Origin of the sequence: Rhodococcus sp. WS1, from assembly GCF_003797745.1 — a bacterium.
In the GTDB taxonomy this organism is placed as follows: domain Bacteria; phylum Actinomycetota; class Actinomycetes; order Mycobacteriales; family Mycobacteriaceae; genus Rhodococcus_F; species Rhodococcus_F erythropolis.
This window is the reverse complement of record NZ_RKLZ01000001.1, coordinates 2043317-2068041: the sequence shown is the minus strand read 5'-3', so window position 1 is coordinate 2068041 and position 24725 is coordinate 2043317. Positions and strand designations below refer to the sequence as shown.

The window sequence follows — 24725 nt, the reverse complement described above, 5'->3', positions numbered from 1 at the left end:
CGACGATCCTTTCGACTGGCGAGCACGGCAGAACACTTCGAGAGATGGAGTCCGACATGAAACCTTCGAGCGGGATCGACGAACCGCAAGTGATCGGACTTGACGCACGCCGCCGGTGGGGCATTCTGGCCATCTGCTGCACGAGCTTGTTCGTTGTCGGGTTGGACACGACCATCGTCAACGTCGCTCTCCCCGCGATCGGGGAGGGATTCGGCGTCGGAACCGTTGGTCTCGAATGGATCGTCAACGCGTACACACTCGTCTTGGCGAGCTTGCTGATCTCGTCCGGCGCCCTGGCCGACAGGTTCGGTAGAAGGCGGATCTTCCAGATCGGACTGGTCGTTTTCGGGGTGGCGTCGATCGTCTGCGCGCTGGCCCCGTCGGTGGGAGTTCTGATTGCGGCGAGGATCGCGCAGGGAGTCGGTGGGTCGATGCTCAGTCCGGTGGCCCTGGCGATCGTCGTCAACGTGATGACCGACCCGAAGGAGCGAGCCAAGGCGATCGGCGTGTGGGCTGCGGTCTTCGGTCTGAGCATGGCAGCAGGACCGATAGTCGGCGGAGTCCTCATCGAGAGCTTCGGCTGGCGATCCGTTTTCTGGATCAACGTGCCCGTCATCGCAGTCGTTCTCGTGCTGACCGCGGTGTTCGTGCCGCAGTCCCGGGCTGAACAACCTCGACGTCTCGACTTACCGGGGCAGGTGCTTCTGATGGTCGTCGTGGGCGGATCCGTGGCTCTGCTCATCGAAGGCCCACGAATCGGGTGGCTGGCCTCCGGTGCAATCGCGGGTTACGTCGCCGTCGCTGCCGCGCTGGCAGCGTTCGTCCGGGTCGAATCGCGAAAGAGCGAGCCGCTCATGGACCCTTCGCTGTTTCGGCACCGACCGTTCACCGGGGCCGTACTCGGCGCGATCGTGGTGTTCGTGGCACTCAACGCGACGCTGCTTCTGGGCACCTTCTACCTTCAACAGGCGCGTGAAATGACTCCCGCTGCCGCGGGCGCGATGACCCTTCCGATGGCTGTCGCCGCAACCATCTGTGCGCCGTTGTCGGGGATTCTCGTCGGACGCTTCGGTGCACGACTGCCGTTGCTGATCGCCGGAAGCTTCACCGCGCTCGGCGGACTGTGCCTGGTCTCTCTCGACAACAGCACAGGCGCTGCGACGTTGCTCGTCGCGTACCTGTTCCTCGGTATCGGCTTCGGCTTCTCGAATGCTCCGATCACCAACACCGCCGTCAACGGACTACCGAGATCGCAGGCAGGACTTGCCGGCGGGATCACCTCGAGTGCAAGGCAGTTCGGCGCTGCTCTCGGTGTGGCGCTGGCCGGCGGCATGATCGCCGGCAGCGCACAATCAGACATCGCCGAGGCATCGAGAGCGGGTTGGATCCTTGTCGTCGCGTGCGGGCTCGTGGTTCTTGTCATCGCCCTGGCGTCGGGAGGTTCCGAGAAGACGAAGGGGTGAGGAGTGTGAGTTCACCCTGCGCGGGTGATTCCAACGCCGCTGCCGCCGGATAGAGATTATGGGGTATCTGATCGTCGTATCCGAGCGGGGAGAGCCATGTGCCAGACACCTAAGGACGCAACACCGGCCACCGTGGCGGTGAACCGCGAATCAGTCGCGCGGTACGCCATGGATGACCGGCAAGATTTTGTCGACGCGGATCGTGGCTTGATCGCACCGTTGCCTGGCAATGTTCTCGGCGACGACGGGCATGTGGTCTTCGACCCCGAGGCATTGGCGTACATCGGTGACGACGTTGCGGCGCCGGACACCGTCAATCCCAGTTTGTGGCGCCAGAGTCAGGTAATTCGCCGGGGTGGGCTCTACCAGGTGACGGATCGCCTCTACCAGGTGAGAAACAACGACATCGCAAACCTGACGGTCGTCGAGGGTGACGAAGGCCTGATCATCATCGACTGCATGGCGGGAGTCGAATCAGCGCGCCAGGGCATGAAGATGATTCGCGAGCACGTCAGCGACAAGCCGGTTGCAGCGATCATCTACACGCACACCCATATCGACCACTACGGCGGAGTCAAAGGCATCATCGACGTCGAGGACGTTGCGTCTGGAAAGGTGCCGATCATCGCGCCGGGGACGATCGCATCGTTCGACAAGTTCGCAATCGGCGAGAATGTTGTCGCCGGCAATGCCATGGCGAGGCGGTCGTTCTATGCCTTCGGCGGATTGCTCGACCTCGGTCCGAAAGGGGCGGTCTCGTGCGGGATCGGCGTGCTCAGCACCAAAGGCCCTCAGATCTCGTATATTTCCCCCACCGACGGCATCACCGAAACCGGAACGAAGCGAGAAATTGCGGGTCTGGAGTTCGAATTCCTCTATGCACCCGATACCGAGGCTCCGGAGGAGATGCACATCTGGATCCCCGAACTCGCCGCACTGACGTGTGCGGAGAACGCCAATCATTCACTCCACAACATCCAGACCCTGCGCGGTGCGCGTACCCGCGATGCCCGCAATTTCGCGCGATACCTGGACGAGACTTTGGAACGGTGGGGCGACGACGCGGCGGTTCACTACGGACCGCACACCTGGCCGGTGTGGGGCAACGAGAATCTGGTTCCCTTCCTCGAATCGCAGAGGGACACATACAAGTACATTCACGACCAGGCGCTGCGCCTGGCCAACAAGGGATACACACCGCTCGAAGCCGCCGAGGTGATCGAGCTACCCGAGGAACTCGGCCGCAAGTGGCACAACCGCGGGTACCACGGAACTCTGCATCATGACGTGCGTGCCGTGTACACCAAGGAACTGGGAATGTGGGACGGCGATCCGGTGACGCTTCATCCACATCCACCGGTCGAGTCGGCGAAGAGGTTCGTCGACCTCCTTGGGGCGCAGAAGATTCTGGACGAAGGCAAGCGGGCTTTCGATGCCGCTGACTATCGTTGGGCTGCCGAAATCCTGCACAAGCTGGTGTTCGCGCAACCGGAGAACACCGAGGCGAAGAACCTTCAGGCTGACGTCTACGAGCAGATGGGATATCAAGCCGAGGGGCCTCAGTGGCGAGGAATCTACCTGACGGCGGCCCTGGAATTGCGAGAAGGATCGCAACCCCCGCCGTACATCACTGCGAGCGAAGACAGCGTCCTCGCAATGCCCATCGATATCTTGTTCGACTTCGTTGCAATACATCTCATCGGAGACAAGGCAACTGACGTCGACCTCCACATCGATTTCGTGTTCACCGATCACGACGACGAGACATGGACGGCGTGGGTCAAGCGCGGTGTCCTCAATGCCCGACGGGGAGCGGCGTCGAACACGCAACTGACGGTGTCCGGGCCGAAAGCTGCACTGATCGGCGCGCTTCTGCAACCGGGCGCAGCGTCCCAACTGGCTGGTGCGGGGAAGATTTCGCTCACCGGAGACGAATCGGCGCTGGAGACACTGGGAGGGTTGCTGGATACCTTCGATCCCAGTTTCAATATCGTCACGCCGTGAGGAAGGGATAGTTTTCGATGTGTACAAGGTTGGTCTACCTGGGGCCCAACGACACTGTGATCACTGCTCGATCGATGGATTGGAAGGTCGATCTCGGAACCAATCTCTGGGCATTTCCGCGGGGTATGACGCGAGAGGGTTGCGCGGGTCCGAACTCGATTCAGTGGACGTCGAAATACGGAAGTGTTGTCGCAACGGCCTACGACATGTGCACAACCGATGGGGTCAACGAGGCAGGACTGTCTGCAAATCTCTTGTGGTTGGTCGAGTCGGAGTACCCGGCATACGACGGCTCGACGCCGGGTCTGTCCATCGCAGCGTGGGCGCAGTATGTTCTGGATTGTTTTGCGACAGTTCAGGAAGCAGTCGAGGTGTTGGCAGCGGAACCGTTCACCGTCGTGACTGCCGCTGTTCCCGGTGAAGACCGTCTCGCTACCCTTCACATGTCACTCTCGGACGCCAGGGGAGACAGTGCGATCATCGAATACGTCGGTGGACGCGCGACTATTCATCACAGTCGTGAGTACCAGGTGATGACAAATTCCCCGATCTTCGATCAGCAACTCGCGGTCAACGAGTACTGGAAGCAGATCAACGGGACTATGATGCTGCCCGGAACGAACCGTGCCGCTGACAGATTCGCCCGCGCGTCATTTTACGTGGATGCGATACCGCAGACTGACGATCCGCGGTCCGCGTTGGCGTCGACGTTCAGTGTTATTCGCAATGTCTCCGTGCCGCTGGGTATTTCGACTCCAGACGAGCCCAACATCTCGTCGACCCGCTGGCGTACGGTGGTCGATCACAAACGCACGCTCTATTTCTTCGAGTCCGCGATGACCCCGAATACGTTCTGGGTGGATGTGGCGTCGATGGATCTCGGGGAGGGGACGCCCGTCCGCAAGCTCGGGCTGGGCCCGAACGAGAGCACGGTCTACTCCGGAGACTCCACCGACCAGTTCGAACGGGCGGAGGCGTTCACGTTCGCAGGAGCGTAGGGATTCGGGGACCCACGAAAACCCAATTGTGAAACTTCTTGACATTTCTACTCCGTTCAGATGAAACTTTGTTGCATATTCGGGTTTCGTCAACGGAGGACGGCATGGGCATCACAGTGCAGACACGGAACGATGGTGCGCAGCTCAAACGGCGCAGGGCGCTCGTCGCCGGCTCCGTCGGAAATTTCATCGAGTGGTACGAGTTCGGTGTGTACGGGTTCTTCGCGACGATCATCGCGTCGAACTTCTTCAGCGCCGACGGCTCCGGCGACCTCGAAAGCCTGATCAAGACCTACGCGTCGTTTGCGCTGGCCTTCTTCTTCCGGCCAGTGGGGGCCGCACTCTTCGGTCGACTCGGTGACCGCATCGGCCGACGCCCCACCTTGGTGATCGTTCTTCTGCTGATGTCGGGTGCGACGACCCTGATCGGTGTGCTCCCCACCTACGAGAGTGTCGGAATTCTGGCACCGCTGCTCTTGACGGTCCTTCGGATCCTCCAGGGATTGTCGGCCGGAGGCGAGTTCGGCGGCGCGGTGTCGGTGATGACCGAGTTTGCGCCCCCGGGACGACGCGGACTGTACGGGTCGTGGCAATCGTTCACGGTCGCGCTCGGATTGCTCGCCGGTGCCGGAATCGCGGCGCTCCTCGCGACAGTTCTCGACTCCGGTCAGCTCAACGACTGGGGCTGGCGCATCCCGTTCCTCCTTGCACTTCCGATGGGCCTGGTCGCCCTGTGGCTCAGGCTCCGACTCGAAGAAACGCCGTCGTTCGAGCGTGCCCGCGCAGTCCAGTCCGAACCGACAGTTGATGCAGCGACGCCGGTAGTGCAGCCGACTGTCGGCGAGACCGCCAGGGCGATCCTGCTCGGCATCGGTCGGTTGATGGGTTGGTCTGCGGCGGGTTACACGTTCCTCGTCGTGATGCCGACTTATCTTCAGAGTTCACTGAACGCGACATTCCATCAGGCACTGGTTGCTTCGGTACTTGCCAATGCCGGCTTCGCAGTGACGATTCCGCTTGCGGGCGGGCTCAGTGATCGCATCGGGAGACGCGCGGTCATGCTCACCGGCACCGTTTTGATCTTGGTCCTTGCGTTGCCGCTGCTCAACGTCCTGCAGAACGAGCAGACGTCTCTGACAGCCAAGGGATTTGCAGTGTTTGCCGCCGGCGCCGCAGTAGGACTTGTTGCCGGACCCGGACCCGCCATGCTCTCCGAGATGTTCCCCACCTCGGTCCGGTACACCGGATTGGGACTCGCATACTCCCTGTCCAACGCGGTCTTTTCGGGCTGCGCCGGTCTGATAATCACATGGCTGATCAAGGAAACTTCCAATCTCGATATTCCGGCCTACTTCGTGATGGCAACGTGCGCCGTCAGCGCGATCGCTTTGAGTACCTTGCGAGGAAATGCCCACAAGCGGGCACTCGTCGACTGACCGCAGCTTGCCCGAATGCCGAAACGATCCGAGTAAGGGAAATTTCATGAGAGTCATCGGCCTGATGTCCGGTACTTCGTACGACGCTATCGATGCTGCCGCAGCAGATATCCGGATCGACGGGGACACTCTTGTGCTGACCCCACTGGGAATGGTCAGCGAACCATATTCCGGTGAGTTGCGGGCAGCGGTGGCCGCTGCGGTACCGCCTGCGTCCACCACTGTCGGTCAGATCTGCCAACTCGACACCGAGATCGGGCAGGCATTCGCGGCCGTGGCTGCGCGGGCGAACGCGGAACTGTGCGGCGGCAGTGCGGAATTGATCTCCTCACATGGGCAGACGATGTTCCACTGGGTCGAAGGAGCGCAAGTAAAGGGCACTCTCCAACTCGGGCAGCCGGCCTGGATAGCCGAGAAGACCGGATGCACCGTCGTGTCAGACCTGCGCTCTCGCGACGTGGCGACGGGTGGTCAGGGTGCACCATTGGTCAGCGCGTTCGACGTATTGTGGCTCAACGGAAGAACTTCGGGTTCCGTCGCGCTCAATCTCGGTGGCATCGCGAACGTCACTGCTCCGGGTGGCGGCGGTACGACGGCAGATGGTCCCGCAGTACCGATTGCCTTCGACACCGGCCCGGCAAATGCGCTGATCGACGCGGCGGTAAGCGAATTCACTGCGGGGGAGCAGTGGTTCGACCTCGGTGGCGCTCTGGGTGCAGCCGGCACGCCGAACGTCGATCTGCTCGCACATCTACTGAGCGAACCGTATTACACGCAGCCCGCTCCCAAGAGCACGGGCAAAGAATTGTTTCATCGGGACTATCTGCTCGCCGCTCTGCGGGGCTACGAGTCGTTGTCTCTGGCAGACATCGTCGCGACTCTGACTGCACTTACGGCCCGGACCGTCGCCGATTCCGTCAAAGCACTCGCGGCCACCGAAGTGGTGGTGTCAGGTGGTGGCACCAAGAATCCGACATTGATGGCGATGCTCCGTGACGAACTGGGCGACATCGCGCTTGTCTCTTCGGACGAACTCGGAGTCACCTCCGACATCAAGGAAGCATTGGCTTTCGCGGTTCTCGGCTTCCTCACCGCACACGGATTGCCCGGCAGTATTGCGTCGTGCACCGGTGCGCGTCACGCCAGTGTGCTCGGATCTTTGACGCCAGGAAGCCGTGGGCTGCCTAGAATCACATCGGTGCCGTCAGCTCCGAAAACGATGCGAATCGAGGCGTTATGACTTTGGACCGGAGTGCTCCGGCGTCCGTCGACCTGCTTGCTCGTATTCGCGCATCACTGAGCAGCCTCTCACCTGCCGAGCTGCGGATCGCCGAAATCATCGAAGCCGACCCCAGCCTGGCGTCCACACTGACGGTCAACGATCTTGCCGAACGAGCGTCGACAAGCACGGCGACAGTGGTCCGCACAGCCAAAAGGCTCGGATTCGAGGGGTATCCCCAGCTTCGTCTGGCATTGGCGGCCATCAGCGGTTCCGCGTCAAGTGATTCGATTCCACTCGGTGTGGACATCGTTGCCGCCGACTCTGCCAGTGAAGTCATGGCCAAACTCGCCGAGTTCGAATCCGAACAACTCAAGGGCACAGCACAATTGACTGACCCTGTTGCACTCGAAGCAGTGGTGTCGCGGATTCGATCCGCCCGCCGGGTCGAGGTGTACGGCATCGGCGCGTCAGGCATCGTCGCGCAAGACCTCACGTTGAAGCTCTCGCGTATCGACGTCAACTGCCGGGTTCATCTCGACCGAGACGCGGCGATGGTCAGCGCCAGTTTGCTCGGACCGGACGACATAGCAGTGGGAATCTCGCATTCCGGCGAGACTTCTGATGTGGTCGAACCGCTTGCCCTTGCCCGTCGTACCGGGGCGTCGACGGCCGCGATCACCGGCGGGGCGCGGTCGACGCTCGCTGTGCAGTCACACCACGTTCTACTCACTGCCGGTAGAGAATTCGGTTTCCGGTCGGCAGCAATGGCAAGCCGCACCGGCCAGCTGTTGGTAGTCGACACAATTTTTGCGATGGTCGCGCACTCGCTGCCGAGCGCCCTGTCTGCGCTGCAACGAAGTCATGATGCCATTGCTTCGAAGCGTCACTGACGAGGAGTCGTCGCTGTGATTACTGACGAGGAGTCGTCGTAGTGAAATTTGATCGAGGAGGACTCGCCACAATGCAATTGGACATGCTGTCTACCGAGAGACCGAACCCTCTCACCCGCGATCTCGACGTCATGTCGGTGTCGGATCTGCTGACGGTGATGAACCAGCAGGACGCAATCGTGGCCGACGCGGTCGCGGCGGTGTTACCGGCCATCGAAGCCGCAGTCGATTCGATCGTCAACGCTCGGGCACAAGGTGGTCGGCTGATCTACCTGGGAGCTGGGACCAGTGGGCGTCTGGGAGTGCTCGACGCGGTGGAATGCCCTCCGACTTTCGGGACCGATCCAGGCGAGGTGATCGGAATCATCGCCGGTGGCCCGGGAGCGTTTCTCAACGCCGTCGAGGGAGCAGAGGACGATCCGCGAGCGGCTGGGGCCGACCTCGACGCAATCTCGTTGAACGCCACGGACGTCGTGGTGGGTCTGGCGGCGAGTGGTCGTACTCCCTATGTCATCGGGGGACTCGACCATGCCCGCGCACTCGGCGCCGCAACAGTGGCAGTCTCGTGCAACCGAAATGCGGCAATGAGTTCGCACGCCGGAGTGGCCATCGAAGTGGAGACCGGCCCCGAGATCCTCACCGGATCGACGAGGCTCAAGGCCGGGACTGCACAGAAGATGGTGTGCAACATGCTTTCGACGGCAAGCATGGTCCGTTCCGGCAAGGCGTTTCACAACCTGATGGTCGACCTTCGGCCTACCAACGCCAAACTGGTCGATCGTGCAAACCGGATCGTCGCGGCAGCCACCGGAGTGGATACCGAGATCGCTTCGGAGACCATCGAGAATGCCGACGGTCATGTGAAGGCAGCGGTCGTCATGTTGTTGGCCGAATGCGACTTCGCCGAAGCAACCGAATTGTTGGATCGCGCTTCGGGTTCCGTACGCGAGGCCATCGTCGGAGCCGGCAAGAGCAGAGAGGAAGCCTGAATGGAAATCGTCATAGTTCCCAGCCCGAAAGACGGCGGGCGAATCGCTGCCGACATCGTTTGCGGCGCAATCGAAAAAGGAGCCCGGACGCTCGGCCTCGCGACGGGATCGTCACCGCTGCACACGTATCGGGAGCTGATCAAGCGGCATCGAGAATCGGGAGTGTCGTTCGCGGCGATGAGCGCGTATCTTCTCGACGAGTACGTAGGTCTCACGCCCGATCAGCCGCAGTCCTACGCGCACACCATCCGCACGGAACTCGTCGATCACCTCGACATCGACAATGCGCGAGTGTTCAGCCCCGATGGGGGAGCCGCGGATCCCAGTGAAGCTGCACGGCGTTACGACGCTGCCATCGTCGACAACGGTCCCATCGACGTGCAGATTCTCGGCATCGGTCTCAACGGGCACATCGGCTTCAACGAGCCGTCCTCCTCACTCACATCGCGTACCCGAGTGAAGACCTTGACCGAGAGGACCCGCGCCGACAACGCGCGGTTCTTCGCAGATCCAGCCGATGTGCCGCATCACGTGATCACGCAGGGTCTCGGAACCATCAGTGATGCAAAGCATCTTGTGCTGATTGCGGAGGGGGCGCGCAAAGCCCCCGCGGTCCGGGCTGCGATTGAAGGTCCGGTGTCGGCGTTCTGCCCGGCATCGGTACTTCAGTTGCATCCGCACGTGACGGTCGTCGTCGACGAGGCAGCGGCCGGTGAACTCCAACTAGCGGACTTCTACCGCTACACAACCGAGCACAAGCCGGCCGAGCAGGGCTACTGAAAAGCGGGTTACTGAAAAGCGGGCTACTGAAAAGCGGACTTGATCTCCAGCGCAGTTGAGGTCCTAGCCTCGGGGCATGATCAACGCTAGAGGTTCAGCGGTATCCCCGCCGGCGGCGCCCCGGATTTTCTCACCACCGCTCAGGGTCGCGATCGTCGGAGCAGGGCCGGCGGGAATCCACGCTGCCGGCGCTCTCGCTGAACTGGCTCCTGGCACCAACATAGACATGTTCGAGCGTCTACCGACGCCGTACGGACTCGTGCGCTACGGTCTCGCCCCAGGGCACGCCGAGTCCGAAAAGTTCGTCGATTCTCTGCACACCGTGCTGGTCGCCAGTGACTTCCGGCTGTTCTGCAACGTAGAGATCGGAAAGGACCTTTCCGTCGAGGACCTACGTTCTTCCTACGACGCGGTGATCATTGCAACCGGTGCGCCGCGGGATGCACTACTCGAAATTCCAGGCGTCGAGCTTCCCGGTTCATTCGGGGCCGCCGATTTTGTCGGTTGGTACAACGATCACCCCGACGCCCCGCAACATTGGCCCCTGCACGCCGAGTCGGTGGCAGTGATCGGCGGCGGCAATGTCGCGCTCGATGTCACGCGGATGCTCCTCGTAGAGGCGCAATCGCTGCAGGCCACGGACGTCTCCGACGAAGTTCGGGAAGGGATCGCAGGCAGTCGCGTTCGTGAAGTACACATCTTTGTCCGGCGCGGACCCGCCGACGCTCGATTCTCCCCGAACGAGTTGCGCGCTCTCGGTGAACTACCCGGCGTAGATGTTGTCGTCGATGCTGCCGATGTCGCGCCGGACCGGCATATCGAGCGGATGACAAAACAGTTGGTGCACGCCCGACTGGCAGTCGAGACACTCCGTGGTTTCGCGGACACTGCACCTGCCGACCGAACTGCCCAGCGTCGAGTTCACCTGCACTTCTACCGACAGCCCGTGGAGATTCTCGGTAACGGGAAAGTCGAGGCACTCCGCGTCGAGCGGACTGACCCCGACGGCTACGGTCACGTCACCGCTTCGGGTGTCTGTACCGACTATCCGGTTCAAGCTGTGTACCGGGCAATCGGATTCCTCGGCACGCCACTTGCCGGGGTGCCCTTCGATCACGGGCGCGGCATAGTTTCGCACCGGAGCGGCGCGGTGGTCGACGAGAGCGGTCTACCGATCGCGGGCTTGTTCGTGACCGGTTGGATGAAGCGCGGTGCCGCGGGGCTGATCGGTGCGGCGCGGCCAGACGCCCGCCAAACAGTCGAAACGATGCTGCGCCAACTTGATTCGTTCGGCGGGCGCCGAGCAGATCGCAGCCGGATCGAGGAGGTCCTCGCGGCCGGCGATCTGTTTCCCGTCGATTGGGAAGGATGGCTTCGTATCGATGCCGCCGAAAAGGACCTCGGTGTCGAGCACGGACGTCCACGCGTCAAGATCGGTGACCGCGAAGAACTCATTCGTATCGGCACGAAGTCGGCAGTTCACGCCGAATAGATTCGCTGGGGTCAGAGGTACCGCCGGGGTTACGCTGAAATGAGTCGCCTCGATTCATCGTGCTCGAGGTGCGGAGCAGAACTCATGAATGAACGTGGTGCGCAGGCCAGTGACGCGACAGTCGCGAGCGGGCCCCTGACCGAACGGGGCACCGTCACCGAGTTGCGCCTGTCCGCACTGCCAGTAGTACGCGGCGAATCGAACGATGCCGACGGTCTCGGGCGCCTGGTCGGGGACTGGGAGGCGGGACGAACGCCGTCCGACCTGAGTGAATATCTGCCCGATCCAGCCAAGATTCGTCGGGGCGCGCTGATCGAACTGGTCGGAATCGACATGGAGTACCGCTGGCTGAAGAATGACGGTCCGAAACGACTCACGGAGTATTGCGCCGAGTACCCGGAATTGCTCGAAGAGCCACTACCGGCCGAGCTTCTGTACGAGGAGTTCCGGCTGCGGAAGCAGGGCGGGGAGGACGTCGTAGCGGCCGAGTACCTCAGCGAGTTCCCTTTGCAGGCAGAGGGTTTCGAGCGGTTGTTCGACCGTGATTCGATGGCCGGCCGCGAAGACGTGATGATGTTGGGGCTCTCGGGTTTCGACGAGTTCGAGATCGGGCAGCGCCTCGATGATTTCGAACTGGTGTTGGAACTCGGGCACGGTGCATTCGCCCGAGTGTTCCTGGCACGGCAACTGTCGATGCAGCGGTGGGTTGCGTTGAAAATCTCGCGCAACGTCGGGGTCGAGCCGCAGACTCTCGCCCAACTCGACCATCCCAACATCGTTCGTGTCTTCGATCAACGGCTGCTCGAGGAACGCGCACTGCGAGTTCTGTTCATGGAATACGTGCCAGGCGGGACCTTGCTCGACGTGGTCAAACTTGTCCGCGTGACACCGCAGGCTCAGCGGTCCGGACAACTACTTCTCGACGCCATCGATCAGACCCTGGCGAAGAAGGGGGAGATGAAACCGAGCGAGACGAGTTTACGGAGCGAGATCGCAGCGATGTCGTGGCCGGAGACCGTGGCCTGGATGGGAATGAGACTGGCCGACGCCCTCGAGTACGCGCGTGAGCACGGCGTACTACATCGGGACATCAAGCCGGCGAACGTACTTCTCAGTGTCGAAGGCATTCCCAAACTCGCCGATTTCAACGTCAGTTCGAGCGAGGAGGTTTCGACCGAGGATGCTGCCTGCTTTGTCGGAGGCTCGCTTGCCTACATGTCTCCAGAGCAGTTGGAGGCCTGTGCCGTGGGGGCTCCCGGCACACTCGACACCCGTAGCGACATCTATGCACTCGGCGTGATGCTGTGGGAACTCCTAACCGGGAGTAGGCCTTTCACGGACGACGGCACGGGGGAGAACCCACCGTCGCCCAAGAAGGCGCTCGAGGCACGTCGGCGTGGGGTGGATCCCGCGGCCGAGGCCCGGTTACCGGACGACTGTCCGCCGGCGCTGCGCCGAGTGCTGGTGAAGTCTCTTTCGCCCGAGAGGGACGGAAGGTGGTCTGGCGGACGAAAGCTTGCCCGTCAGTTCGCACTGTGTCTGGACCGGTCTGCCCGGAACCTGGTGGACCCGCCGGAAGGGAGCCCGCGTTCGACGTTGTGGAAATGGGCACTGCCGATTCTTCTGGCCGCGATCGGAATTCCGAATCTCCTGGCGGCAGGCTACAACTACTACTACAACAAGATGCTGATCATCTCGGGACTCTCGCCCCAGGCTCAGCAGCACCTCGAGCAGGTTCATCTGGTCATCGGGGTGGCCGCGTTCTCGCTCGGTGCCGCGGCGATCCTGTATTGGTGCCGGCTTGCGCTCACTGTGCCTCACGGACTGCGTCACGGTCAGACGTACAGCGCGGAGGTCTTGAACAAAGCGCGTACCGCGACGCTGAACGTCGGACACCGCGCGGTGGTGATCGCATTCGGTCTGTGGGTCCTGGCCGGTATCGCATATCCAGTTGCGTTGCAGATTGCCGCCGGAGGTATTCCGCAACGAGCATACGTGCACCTGATGTCGTCGCTGGCGGTGTGCGGCGCCGTCGCAGTCGCGTATCCGTTCTTCATTCTGACGTACTACTCGGTTCGATGTCTGTATCCGATCTTGTTGTCACACGGCGAGTTACGAAGCGACGACGGACGCGATATTCGCTCGTTGGGTCGGAGCAGCACGCGTTACCTCGCAGTCGCGGCGTCGGTTCCGCTGGTGGGAATCGCGGGACTCAGTTTTGTCGGTTCCGGGGCCGGGGAGGAACTCAACGCAACCGTCCGTGCGCTGTGTCTGGGCGGGATCGCGGGCTTCATCGTTGTGTATCAACTGTTTCGACGGATCGAAAGTGATCTTCGAGCACTGCTGCGCGTTGTGTCTCTCGAGGTGTCGGCGTCTCCGTAATTGCCTGACAACCGCATCCGGGTTGGCCTATTTGGCAGTGCTCTTGCGCGGTCGGCTGCGACGCACTGCTTTGGTGGGCGGCGGGGACTTCTCTTCTGATTCTTCCTGAGGGTCGTCGCGCCAGTGAATCTCGATTTCTACCTCGACCTCGTTGCCGTCGACTTCGATCTCGAGTTCCCACCGAACCTGTTCCGGAACACTGATTTCGATCGAGTCCCCACCCGACCCCAGTTCCACTTCCGATCCACTGGCGAGGGCCTGGCCGAGGGCGATGAGTCGGTCGGCGACTTCCTGCCGTGAGAGTTGTGACTTCCTCTTGATCTCCAATTTGGGCACGATCACTCCTGACCTCGGCGGATTCTCCCCTTCACCGTAGTTGGAACAAACGGAAGATTGTTACCTTTGGACGATGTCGACCTGCTACCACGTCACCTCCGCCTTGAACCGTGCGTCGATCCAGCGGTATGGATTGGACTGGCGCCGAATGGGCTCAGCTCGCGGAATCGCAGGAAGTCTACGAGCAGAGCAGGAGGGATGCTTCCTCGCCAGCGACGGGGGCGAACGGGACTGGTTTGTCAGAATGAACAACACCGGCGGCGCGGTTGACGTATGGGAAGTCGACGGTATCGACGCTGCATCTCTTGTTCAGTCGCCGGAGGGGCACTACTACTTCCCCGGCGTCATCGCCGCCGCTGAACTGCGACTGGCGCAACAAGACCTACCCCCAGTTCATCTCCCATGATTCCCGGGCCCGTTCGTCCTGTTCGGAGCGCTGACGAATCGGTCGGCAAATCCGCGTAGGCGAGGATTTTCGCGAAAGTCTGGGTTCAGTCCAGAAGATTGCGCAATAGTGGAAAGGTGCCTTCGACGCCGGATTATGCAGCCCAACTGCGTAACGCTGAGCTTCGCGTGACTCGTCCCAGAGTCACGGTGCTCGAGGTTGTGCATGCACGCCCACACGCAGCCACCGAGACTGTCTTCGATGCTGTGCGGGCTGTTCTGCCAGGGGTGTCGCGGCAGGCGGTCTACGACGTGTTGCACGCTCTCACCGACGCCGGGCTGATCAGGCGGATCCAACCGTCCGGATCGGTGGCGCTGTACGAGTCTCGCGTCGGTGACAACCACCATCACGTCGTCTGCCGGTCCTGCGGGGTCGTTGCAGATGTCGACTGTGCAGTCGGAGAGGCACCGTGCTTGACGCCGTCGGCGCACAACGGCTTCGTCCTCGATGAAGCTGAGGTCATCTACTGGGGCCTGTGTGCCGACTGTTCGACAACTCAGAGTTTGCGATCACACCCGTGATCGAAGTCCGTTCTACTCGCTCATGGAGGGATTACCGTGTCCGATAGTTGCCCGGTTGCTCACGATGGAAACACCGCGAGCACCAGCGAAAGTGAAAACCCCGCGATCCCGTCTCCGACACCGTCCGGGAATCGTCCGAGAACCAACCGGGACTGGTGGCCGAATCAGCCGGATCTCTCTGTCTTGCATTCACATTCGTCGAAGTCGAATCCCATGGGTGCCGACTTCGACTACGCCCAGGAATTCGCCAAACTCGATGTCGAGGCGCTCAAGCGCGACGTCATCGCGCTGATGACGGCGTCGCAGGATTGGTGGCCGGCCGACTACGGACACTACGGCGGACTCTTCGTGCGTATGAGCTGGCATGCTGCCGGCACCTATCGCATCGCAGACGGCCGTGGCGGTGGCGGTCAGGGCGCTCAGCGTTTCGCCCCGCTCAACAGTTGGCCGGACAACGCCAGCCTCGACAAGGCACGTCGCCTGCTCTGGCCGGTCAAGCAGAAGTATGGAAAGCAGGTTTCCTGGGCCGACCTGCTGGTGTTCGCAGGCAACTGCGCTCTGGAGTCGATGGGGTTCACGACCTTCGGCTTCGGCTTCGGCCGAGAAGACATCTGGGAGCCCGAGGAGATCTACTGGGGTCCTGAGGACACCTGGCTCGGCGACGAGCGCTACAGCGGAGACCGTGAGCTGTCCGGACCGCTCGGCGCAGTTCAGATGGGCCTGATCTACGTCAATCCCGAAGGACCCAACGGACAACCGGACCCGGTAGCGGCCGCCCGCGACATCCGAGAAACCTTCGCTCGCATGGCGATGAACGACGTGGAAACGGCCGCGCTGATCGCCGGCGGCCACACCTTCGGCAAGACACACGGTGCCGGTCCGGCCGACCTCGTCGGACCCGAACCGGAAGGCGCACCCGTCGAGCAACAGGGACTGGGCTGGAAGAGCGCCTTCGGTACGGGCGTGGGTAAGGACGCGATCACCAGTGGTCTCGAGGTCGTGTGGACTCCCACTCCGACGAAGTGGGACAACACTTTCCTGGAGATTCTGTACGGATACGACTGGGAGCTGACCAAGAGCCCGGCGGGTGCGTGGCAGTGGATCCCGAAGGATGGCGCGGGGGCCGGCACGATCCCGGATCCGTTCGATTCGTCGGCCGGACGTACTCCGACGATGCTGACCACCGACCTCTCCCTACGCCTGGATCCGACGTACGAGAAAATCACACGGCGTTGGCTCGATCATCCTGAAGAATTCGCTGAAGAGTTCGCCAAGGCTTGGTACAAGCTCCTGCATCGCGACATGGGACCGGTCACGCGCTACCTGGGACCGTGGGTTCCCGAACCGCAGTTGTGGCAGGACCCGGTTCCCTCGGCCGATGATCACCTGATCGGGGACGCGGACATCGCGATCCTCAAGAGTCGACTTCTCGATTCCGGGCTGTCCGTCTCACAGTTGGTGTCGACCGCGTGGGCGTCGGCCGCGAGCTTCCGCAGCACTGACATGCGCGGCGGCGCCAACGGTGCTCGAATTCGCCTGGAGCCGCAGAAGAACTGGGAAGTCAACGAGCCCGCAGCCCTCTCCGCGGTGCTTCAGACCCTCGAGCGAGTTCAGCAGGAATTCAACCAGGCTGGTGGAGCCAAGGTTTCACTTGCCGACCTGATCGTTCTGGGTGGTACAGCGGCAGTCGAGCAGGCCGCGAAGAACGCCGGACAAGACATCACGGTCTCGTTCACGCCGGGACGTACGGATGCGACTCAGGAGCAGACAGACGTCGATTCGTTCGAGGTACTCGAACCCCGGGCCGACGGATTCCGGAACTACCTCAAGGGAGGGGAGAAGATTCCGGCAGAGATTCTGTTGGTCGACCGCGCGTACATGCTGTCGCTGACCCCGCCCGAGGTGACAGTTCTGGTCGGCGGACTTCGCGCGCTGAACGCGAACTTCGGCAAGACCGGCCACGGGGTGTTCACCGACCGTCCCGAGACGTTGACCAACGATTTCTTCGTCAACCTTCTCGACATGGGTACCGAGTGGAAGCCGTCGAAGACGGAAGAGAACGTCTACGACGGGGTTGATCGGGCGACTGGAGATCCGAAGTACACGGCAACTGCGGTCGACCTTGCTTTCGGATCGAATTCGCAACTGCGCGCACTCTCCGAGGTGTACGCCAGCGAAGACGCGAAGCAGAAGTTCGCCGAGGACTTCGCTGCCGCCTGGACCAAGGTGATGGACCTCGACAGGTTCGACGTCAACTGATTCAGCAGATTAGCCGACGGCGCCCCGCGAGCTTTGTTCTCGCGGGGCGCCGCCGTTTCCCGCACGATAGCGTGGTCATGTGGCCGATCAATTTGCGCTGGTACCAGCGGTGTACGTGATGTTTCGTCGAAGCAACCCGGCGCAACGGCCGGAGGTGCTGTTGCAGTTGCGTGAGGGCACCGGTTTCATGGACGGATACTGGGCTCACGCTGCTGCGGGACACGTCGAACTGGGGGAGTCGGCACTCGATGCGGCTGTCAGGGAGGCCGCGGAAGAACTTGGCGTGGAGCTGCTTTCCTCGGAACTGAAGCCACTCACCGTGTTGCATCGCCGACATGCGGAAGGGGTCGACCCGGTGGATCATCGAGTGGACTTCTTCTACGAATGCCGCACGTGGTCGGGTGAACCACGCCGGATGGAGCCGTTGAAATCTGCAGATCTGCGGTGGTGGCCGGTTGACGAACTCCCGGAGAAGTTGGTCGACCACGAGCGTTTCGTGATCGAAGCCCACCACGCCGGTCAGCTCGCACCCATCCACAGTTACGGGTTCTGACCGAGCGAGGATCCAATTCAGGCTTCGCTCGCAACGATGACCGGGCAGTGAGCTTTTCGAATCATTGCACTGCTCGTGGTGCCGAGAGCGGTGTCGTCGAACGAACCTCGGCCGCGCCGGCCCACGACGAGAAGCCGTGCCTCGGTGGAGAGTTGTTCCAGAATGGCAACCGAAGGGCCGTCGTACTCGATCTGTCGGATGGTGACGCCTGGGTAGAGCGTGGCCCAACCTGACAGTTGCCACGTCAGCGGCGTCGAATGCTGGGGCGCGTGCCCGGCTGCGAAGTTTCGACTCAGCTCGGCCTCCGGCGGGGCAGCGTGCACGACGACCAGTTCGGTGCTCGCCGCCTCGGCTTCCTTGAATGCAATGGCCAAAGCGCTTTCGCTGTAGGCGCTTCCGTCCAAACCGACGACAACGGGAAGATCAGCCGTAGCCTGGCTTTCACACGAAGTTCCGACTGTTGCGAATGAACATGCCGGGGCGGGTGCAGTGAGATCGTCCTGTGGTGTGACGATCAGCGGGTTGACGATCAAGGCAGCCTCGGACGTCAACGCGGTGAGAATTGCGGTGTTCTCCCCGGAGATCAGATCGGTCCGGATCCGAAGATCTGGCGACACCGACTCTGCGATCTGAATGGCTTCCATGAACAGGCCGGTCGGTGATGCCGAGGTATTCGGATCGCCGGTGTTCGGATCTGCGGAGTTCGGAGCTACGAAAACTATTCGCATCCAGAGACTGTGGCGATGCGCGAACTCGGCCGCCCACGTGATCACGTCGGTGCGCAGCGGGGATCCATCGATGCACACGACGACCGCTCCGTCTGCGGACCACTCCGAGGTGAAGACGTCAGTCGAAAGTTGGGAGGTCATTCCGAGCTCCTCGCGTTATGTCTGTCGAAGGTTCTGTTGAATGCGAACTGGCTTGCAGGACAGTGCCGAACAGCAATCCTGCAACCACCATCGAGCAAGCGGCAGTTGTCAGAGGCAACCACACGAGCGTCGTGACTGCGAACATGAGGACGAGCAACGGCATCAGGAGATGGCCGGGTTTCGCTCGGCGTTCAACTTGCTGACTTTCTGCCCAAGCTCGATACTTCGTGCCGTCATTCATGTCGTTTCACCTCTGTGCTTACCGTGGAAACCGGCTTGTGGCCAAGCAGTCCGACGTGCGCCTCGTCGCGCATCCTCTCGACCATGTGGGGGTAGTGCAGTTCGAATGCCGGCCGTTCACTGCGGATTCGGGGGAGTTCGGTGAAGTTGTGTCGTGGTGGAGGGCAGGACGTCGCCCATTCGAGTGAGTTTCCGAATCCCCAGGGATCGTCGACCGTCACGATCCGTCCGTACCGATAGCTCTTGAAAACGTTCCAGATGAACGGAATCGTCGAGGCTCCGAGCACAAACGCGCCGACGGTCGAGATCGTGTTGAGAAGAGTGAAATTGTCCGACGGCAGGTAATCCGCGTACCGCCGAGGCATACCCTGAGCGCCGAGCCAATGCTGGACGAGAAATGTCGCGTGAAAGCCGATCAGAGTCAACCAGAAATGGATCTTGGCGAGCTTCTCGTCCAACATCCGGCCGGTCATTTTCGGGAACCAGAAATAAATTCCGGCGTATGTCGCGAACGCGATTGTTCCGAAGAGGACGTAGTGGAAATGCGCGACAACAAAGTACGAGTCGGTGACATGAAAGTCCAGGGGCGGGCTTGCGAGAATTACGCCGGAGAGTCCGCCGAACAGGAATGTGACCAGGAAGCCGACGGAGAACAGCATCGGCGATTCGAAAGTCAACTGCCCCTTCCACATCGTGCCGATCCAGTTGAAGAACTTGACTCCGGTGGGAACTGCGATCAAGAAGGTCATGAACGAGAAGTAGGGGAGGAGAACGGCGCCGGTTGCGTACATGTGGTGCGCCCACACAGCGATCGACAGAGCTGCAATTCCCAGTGTTGCGTAGACCAATCCGGTGTATCCGAAGATCGGCTTGCGGCTGAAGACAGGGAAGATCTCGGAGACTATGCCAAAGAACGGAAGCGCCAGAATGTAGACCTCGGGATGGCCGAAGAACCAGAACAGGTGCTGCCACAACATGACTCCACCTGTCGCGGGGTCGAACAAATGCGCTCCCAGGTGCCGGTCCACCCACAGCCCGATCAAGGCAGCAGCGAGCAGCGGAAAAACGAGGAGGATCAGCATGCTGGCGACCAGCGCATTCCACGTGAAGATCGGCATGCGGAACATCGTCATCCCGGGGGCCCGTAGGCAGACGATCGTCGAAACGATGTTGACTGCGCCGAGGATGGTGCCGACGCCGCCGAGAGTAAGCCCGATGATCCACAGGTCGGCACCCATACCGGGGGAGTGGAGTTCGCTGGTGAGTGGCACGTAAGCGGTCCAGCCGAAATCTGCTGCACCACCGGGTGTTACGAACCCGGCGGAGGCGATCAGGCCGCCGAAGAGATACAACCAGTAGCTGAACGCATTGAGCCGCGGGAAACACACGTCCGGCGAGCCGATCTGCAGCGGCATGAGGTAGTTGGCGAATCCGAAGAAGACCGGGGTCGCGTACAGCAAGAGCATGATCGTGCCGTGCATGGTGAACAACTGGTTGTACTGCTCGTTTGACAGGAATTGCATTCCCGGGACAGTCAATTCCATGCGCATGAGCAGCGCCATCAGTCCGCCGATCAGGAAGAAGGCAAACGATGTCACGATGTACATCAGCCCGATCATCTTGTGATCGGTGGTCCTCAGGATCTCGACCAGTTTCGAACCCTTCGGAGCGGTCCGGGGAGTTGCGCCGACGTGGATATCGACCTCGTCGACCGGCCGGGGCGCGAGATCAACCACGACGGCCGCCTGTGCGCATCGACGTGACGAAATACCGAGAATTCTTGGGACTGTGGAACATAAACGCAATGATCGCGGCGGCCACGACCTCGGACGAGGGGAAAAGGTCCCGAGGATCGGACAGGGCGGCATGGCGTAGATCACGTGGTCCGGTACGGTCGAAAGACAATTGTCCTTGCGGATGGAAAGCGAGTTGTCATGGCATGTCGTATCAGTGAATTGGTGCTCGGTTGCCGGGATCCTGAGGTTCTGGGGCGGTTCTGGTGCGAGGTCCTGGACTTCGTCGTGCTCGATCGAATGCACGACGGTTCTCTGGAGATCGGCCCGCGCGAAGGGTTCGGCGGTCCGCAGCCGACGATCATCCTCAGTCGCAGAGACGAACCGGAGAAGGGTAAGCCCCGCCTGCATATCGACGTCAACGCCACCGACCGCGATCAGGAAGCCGAACTGGAACGCCTATTGGGTCTTGGTGCGCGGCCGGCCGACATCGGCCAGACGGGGCAGGAACAATGGCATGTCCTGGCCGATCCAGAAGGTAACGAGTTCTGCCTGCTCAAGGCCCAACTGGATCCGCTCTGACGCTCAACCGTGCTGGATTGACAACGGACTTCGCCTGGGGCTCAGCGGAACTCGCCACACCAATTCGGTGACGCCGTTCTCGCTGGTGATGTTGCTCGAGCCGCCGCACTGACGAGCGCGGGTCGCCAGGTTGTCGAGACCGTGGATTCTGGTTGCCTGGTCGATTCCCACACCGTCGTCGACGATGCTGATGACAAGATCTTCCGTTGCCCGGATGGTGACGTCGATGGCGTTGGCATGGGCGTGCCGCAGAGCATTGCTCAACCCTTCTCGCACAACGGCTTCGGCGTGCGGGGCGAGTCGAGCCGGGACGGAACTGTCGATGGTCCCCTCGAAAGTGACGCTGGGAGTGATCGACGAGTGACCGGACAGACCGTTGACGGCGTCGAGTAATCGGCGTCGCAGGCTTGTGGGAGTCGACATCTCACTCGTGTGGAGGTCGAAGACTGCGGTGCGGATTTCGCGGACCGTTCGATCGAGTTGATCAACGGAGTTGTCCAACACCGTGCGAATGGTTTCCTCGTCGCCGGGACGTTGCAATGCCCCCTGCAAACTCAATCCGGTGGCGAACAACTGCTGAATGACGTGGTCGTGAAGATCACGCGCGATTCGGTCTCGATCTTCGAGGACGTCGACCAGTCGCTCTTTTCGTTGCTGTTCGGCGAATTCGACAGTGACAGCGGCGATGTCGGCCATTGCCGTCAGCTGCTCGATCTCGTCGACGCCCCACGGACGATCGCTGCGGCGTGACGCGAAGAGGACGCCGCCGCCGAACGAGGTTCCCGACAATGGGAGTGCGACGACGGATTCCTCGCTGGAAACATGCAGTGCCGGAACAGCACTGGCGCTGGGGGCGGAAATCGTTCGCCGGCTGCGGGCAGCTTCGTCGATCACGGTTCCGGAAAGATCGAGAACTGTGCCGTCCGAGACGGTCATCCCGCGAGTCCGGGATTCTGCGACGTGAACACCCGGCCCTTCGCCGAGGTCGTAGCGAACTATGCACACCAGATTGCCGTCGGTGAGACGGCGCGTCGTGCGAACCAGTTCGGCCAGTGTCTCGTCGCGAGATCCTCCACTGAGCAGGCGTGCGTTTACGGCGGCGACGGCCTTGAGCCACGCTTCCCGCGTTTGGGATTCCTCGAACAGACGCGCATTGTCGATGGCGATGCTCGCAGCGTTTGCCAGAATCTGGAGTACGGCCTCGTCACGGTCGTCGAATGCAGTCCGTTCCGAGCTGTCCGCGAGGTAGATGCTGCCGAACACCTCGCCCCTGACGAAGATCGGAACACCGAGAAACGTGTCCATCGGTGGGTGATTGGTTGGAAACCCCGCCGAGGACGGGTGTGAGGCGATTCGGTCGGTTCGAACCGGACAAGGTTCTTGAACGACCAGGCCCAGCAGTCCGTGACCTTCGGGAAGATGCCCGATCTTGGCAACCTGCCCCTGATTCAAACCGGAATGGATGAAGCGGGACAAGCGGCCGTCGGGAGACTTCACGCCGAGCGCACCGTAGTCCGCTTCGAGCACATGTCTTGCGACGTCGACTATCTGTTGCAGCGTTTCGTCGAGTTGGAGGGTGGACCCGACAGTCAATACGGCACTGAGCAGCTTGGGAATTGCAGTCGGGTTTAGGGCAGTCAGCTCTGCGCTTCCGGCGATGTCGCCGAAAAGGCTGAGCATGAGCGCGTCGCGGCTACCTGGCATGGTGTGTGCCTGTAGTGGCGGAGAATGGTGAACCGGACGGCGTCAGTAGGTGTGTGGTCGCCTGTCCTGACGGATCCGGGTAAGCAGTGCCCGCACGAAGCTTTGTCGCCAGTACTGCAGCCTGCGTTCGACGTTCGAGACCTAATTTTTCGAGGATGCGTGAGACGTAGTTCTTGACTGTTTTCTCCGAGAGTTCCGCGTGCGTGCTGATCTCTCGATTGCTCAGCCCCTTGCCGATCAACTCGAAGATCAACAGTTCCTGATCGGTCAACAGTGCTGCCGCAGTGCCCGACTCCTGCTCGGATCGGATGCGCCGGACCAAACCGACCACCGCCTGAGTGTTCAACAGCGATTTGCCGGTGGCGACCGTATGGATCGCGGATACCAGGTCGTGGCCGCGGATGTTCTTGAGGACGAATCCGCGTGCGCCGGCGATCAGGGCGTCGAGTAGGGCGTCGTCGTCGGAGTACGACGTGAGCATCAACGTGGCCGCTTCCGGACAGGTCGACGCCAGTTCCCGGCACAGTTCCACACCGTTGCCGTCGGGAAGTCTGACGTCCATGACGACCACGTCGGGTCGGCATTCGGGTATTCCGTCCGAAGCTTCGCGAACACACGACGCCTCGCCCACAACGTTGAATCCCGATACCTGATTCAACAGGTCTGCCAATCCACGACGGACGATCTCGTGGTCGTCGACCAGATAGATGCCGATCGTCACGGTGGTCACCTCTTCCAGCTCGCGCCTGCCATCGATGTTACCGGACGGTAATGTACTGGCAAGGACGGGTTGTTCGTCAAACGGTCGACAAAAAACCCGCGTCGAACGGTGCGAGACCGAGTGTCGATTGCACAGAGTCAAAGGTCCCGATCGCGACGAGATATGGATCACCGAGGTACGGCTCGGCGATCAGCGAGGAGTGAATGTGATTGCGCCGGTGCCGTTTCGATCGTTTCAGTCTGTAGGCGCGAGTTCGACCGAAACGTAAACTCCCTTGCCTTTTCGATGTGCGAGGGCTTCGCCAGGACGATCGATACCGTCCAGTTGGAGAACGATGGGGCCTTGTTCCGGATAGAAATTGCGCCACCAGCTTTTCTTGTCCGGCATGGCAACTCCGATCGTCACATGGTCGCCTTTTCTTTTGTAGGACACGGGCGCGCTGAAGGTACGTCCCGATTTGCGGCCGACGTAGGTGATGACGGTCATTGAACGGCCGAGTAATTTGCCCACGATCGGAGCGCCGATCAGTGGTTGGACCACTACGTTGACGGCGGCGGATACACGTTGGAAAGTGTTCACAAGAAGCCCTTTCGCTTCGGATGCTGCACGGATTCGAACGCTGCACGGAAATGGTGCGTGCTGTAGTTCTATCCTGCTCGACGGTGATTGTCGCGTGGCAGAAATTGGTACAAACCGGTGCGCCGAAGCGAGTAGCGTGGGGGTACGTCGAGGGTCATTCGTATATGCGCGGTCAAGCCATGTCGTCCTCGACGCCAACCCGGTCTGTGGTCGAACGGCCGAGAACTGGAGCGCCTGTATGGCGTCGAACCCGTCCGATGTGTCGAATGCACCAGGGCAAGCCGAGTCGACAGACGCGGATCAGAAAACGCCGTCCATCTGCCCTGCGTGTCAGCACAGTATGGAATCCCACGATCCGCTCGGCGTTCGGTTCTGCGCAGTGACAGCCGACCGCGGTCTCGATCGAAAGTGCATCTGCGCTGCCGATCGTGAGGAGATGCAGCACTATTCGCGATACTGAGCTTTCGGGCTGAACAGCGCCCGAGATCCTTCAATTCGCAACGCCTGAACCGCTATTGACGGCGGTA

General features: G+C 61.3%; 22 protein-coding genes. 16 read left to right on the top strand and 6 right to left on the bottom strand.

The features are described from left to right. Positions 1-56 precede the first annotated feature (56 nt). The 10 genes from EEB12_RS09560 to EEB12_RS09515 all read left to right on the top strand — a co-directional run bounded on the left by EEB12_RS09560 (position 57) and on the right by EEB12_RS09515 (position 13656). The gene (locus EEB12_RS09560) at positions 57-1463 is read left to right on the top strand and encodes an MFS transporter (protein WP_141487684.1); all 1407 of its coding nucleotides are present in this window, start codon (positions 57-59) and stop codon (positions 1461-1463) included. A 96-nt stretch (positions 1464-1559) separates the two neighbouring features. Beyond that, positions 1560-3467, top strand: coding sequence for an alkyl/aryl-sulfatase (locus EEB12_RS09555; RefSeq protein WP_141487683.1), 1908 nt, complete (start codon positions 1560-1562; stop codon positions 3465-3467). Positions 3468-3484: 17 nt separating this feature from the next. Then, positions 3485-4465 carry a linear amide C-N hydrolase gene (locus EEB12_RS09550; RefSeq protein ID WP_141487682.1) on the top strand — a complete coding sequence of 327 codons (981 nt, stop codon included), beginning with the start codon at positions 3485-3487 and terminating at the stop codon, positions 4463-4465. A 104-nt stretch (positions 4466-4569) separates the two neighbouring features. Next, the gene (locus EEB12_RS09545) at positions 4570-5901 is read left to right on the top strand and encodes an MFS transporter (RefSeq protein ID WP_019747533.1); all 1332 of its coding nucleotides are present in this window, start codon (positions 4570-4572) and stop codon (positions 5899-5901) included. A 46-nt stretch (positions 5902-5947) separates the two neighbouring features. Then, positions 5948-7141, top strand: coding sequence for an anhydro-N-acetylmuramic acid kinase (locus EEB12_RS09540; protein ID WP_020906499.1), 1194 nt, complete (start codon positions 5948-5950; stop codon positions 7139-7141). Next, complete coding sequence (locus EEB12_RS09535) at positions 7138-8013, top strand: MurR/RpiR family transcriptional regulator (RefSeq protein WP_019747531.1); 876 nt, start codon at positions 7138-7140, stop codon at positions 8011-8013. The genes EEB12_RS09540 and EEB12_RS09535 overlap by 4 nt, the downstream gene beginning before the upstream one ends. Before the next feature lie 71 nt (positions 8014-8084). Beyond that, entirely contained in the window at positions 8085-9002 is a 918-nt protein-coding gene (murQ, locus tag EEB12_RS09530) for an N-acetylmuramic acid 6-phosphate etherase (RefSeq protein WP_181447618.1), read from the top strand. Further along, positions 9003-9782 (top strand): glucosamine-6-phosphate deaminase, encoded by a 780-nt coding sequence (gene nagB, locus EEB12_RS09525; RefSeq protein ID WP_141487680.1) that lies wholly within the window; start codon positions 9003-9005, stop codon positions 9780-9782. A 76-nt stretch (positions 9783-9858) separates the two neighbouring features. Next, positions 9859-11274, top strand: a complete 1416-nt coding sequence (locus EEB12_RS09520) for an FAD-dependent oxidoreductase (protein WP_141487679.1) — start codon at positions 9859-9861, stop codon at positions 11272-11274. A gap of 84 nt (positions 11275-11358) precedes the next feature. After that, complete coding sequence (locus EEB12_RS09515; RefSeq protein WP_141487678.1) at positions 11359-13656, top strand: serine/threonine-protein kinase; 2298 nt, start codon at positions 11359-11361, stop codon at positions 13654-13656. Between the two features lie 27 nt (positions 13657-13683). Here EEB12_RS09515 and EEB12_RS09510 read toward each other — a convergent pair whose 3' ends face one another. Continuing rightward, entirely contained in the window at positions 13684-13992 is a 309-nt protein-coding gene (locus tag EEB12_RS09510; RefSeq protein ID WP_141487677.1) for an amphi-Trp domain-containing protein, read from the bottom strand. 73 nt (positions 13993-14065) lie between these two features. On the opposite strand from EEB12_RS09510, the gene EEB12_RS09505 reads away from it, so the two are divergent. The 4 genes from EEB12_RS09505 to EEB12_RS09490 all read left to right on the top strand — a co-directional run bounded on the left by EEB12_RS09505 (position 14066) and on the right by EEB12_RS09490 (position 17770). Further along, positions 14066-14398, top strand: a complete 333-nt coding sequence (locus EEB12_RS09505) for a hypothetical protein (protein WP_181447617.1) — start codon at positions 14066-14068, stop codon at positions 14396-14398. 116 nt (positions 14399-14514) lie between these two features. After that, positions 14515-14958, top strand: coding sequence for a Fur family transcriptional regulator (locus EEB12_RS09500; protein WP_020906505.1), 444 nt, complete (start codon positions 14515-14517; stop codon positions 14956-14958). Between the two features lie 36 nt (positions 14959-14994). Then, the gene (gene katG / locus EEB12_RS09495) at positions 14995-17217 is read left to right on the top strand and encodes a catalase/peroxidase HPI (RefSeq protein WP_141487675.1); all 2223 of its coding nucleotides are present in this window, start codon (positions 14995-14997) and stop codon (positions 17215-17217) included. Between the two features lie 79 nt (positions 17218-17296). After that, entirely contained in the window at positions 17297-17770 is a 474-nt protein-coding gene (locus EEB12_RS09490) for an NUDIX domain-containing protein (protein WP_020906507.1), read from the top strand. A gap of 17 nt (positions 17771-17787) precedes the next feature. Here the strand turns inward: EEB12_RS09490 and EEB12_RS09485 are convergent, their stop codons facing one another. Then, positions 17788-18639: a universal stress protein gene (locus tag EEB12_RS09485; protein WP_046378072.1), complete on the bottom strand. Its 852-nt coding sequence runs from the start codon at positions 18637-18639 to the stop codon at positions 17788-17790. A gap of 233 nt (positions 18640-18872) precedes the next feature. Further along, positions 18873-20615, bottom strand: a complete 1743-nt coding sequence (ctaD, locus tag EEB12_RS09475) for a cytochrome c oxidase subunit I (RefSeq protein ID WP_020906509.1) — start codon at positions 20613-20615, stop codon at positions 18873-18875. 198 nt (positions 20616-20813) lie between these two features. On the opposite strand from ctaD, the gene EEB12_RS09470 reads away from it, so the two are divergent. Next, the gene (locus EEB12_RS09470) at positions 20814-21194 is read left to right on the top strand and encodes a VOC family protein (protein WP_020906510.1); all 381 of its coding nucleotides are present in this window, start codon (positions 20814-20816) and stop codon (positions 21192-21194) included. A 3-nt stretch (positions 21195-21197) separates the two neighbouring features. On the opposite strand, the gene EEB12_RS09465 is transcribed toward EEB12_RS09470, so the two are convergent. The 3 genes from EEB12_RS09465 to EEB12_RS09455 form a co-directional block, all read right to left on the bottom strand. Next, entirely contained in the window at positions 21198-22898 is a 1701-nt protein-coding gene (locus EEB12_RS09465; RefSeq protein WP_046378073.1) for a GAF domain-containing protein, read from the bottom strand. Continuing rightward, positions 22888-23619 (bottom strand): response regulator transcription factor, encoded by a 732-nt coding sequence (locus EEB12_RS09460; protein WP_141487674.1) that lies wholly within the window; start codon positions 23617-23619, stop codon positions 22888-22890. The genes EEB12_RS09465 and EEB12_RS09460 overlap by 11 nt, the downstream gene beginning before the upstream one ends. Before the next feature lie 234 nt (positions 23620-23853). Then, the gene (locus EEB12_RS09455) at positions 23854-24198 is read right to left on the bottom strand and encodes a nitroreductase/quinone reductase family protein (protein WP_019747516.1); all 345 of its coding nucleotides are present in this window, start codon (positions 24196-24198) and stop codon (positions 23854-23856) included. On the opposite strand from EEB12_RS09455, the gene EEB12_RS31035 reads away from it, so the two are divergent. Next, positions 24095-24658: an RGCVC family protein gene (locus EEB12_RS31035; RefSeq protein WP_306305299.1), complete on the top strand. Its 564-nt coding sequence runs from the start codon at positions 24095-24097 to the stop codon at positions 24656-24658. The two genes, EEB12_RS09455 and EEB12_RS31035, sit on opposite strands and share 104 nt — an antisense overlap. Positions 24659-24725 lie beyond the last annotated feature (67 nt).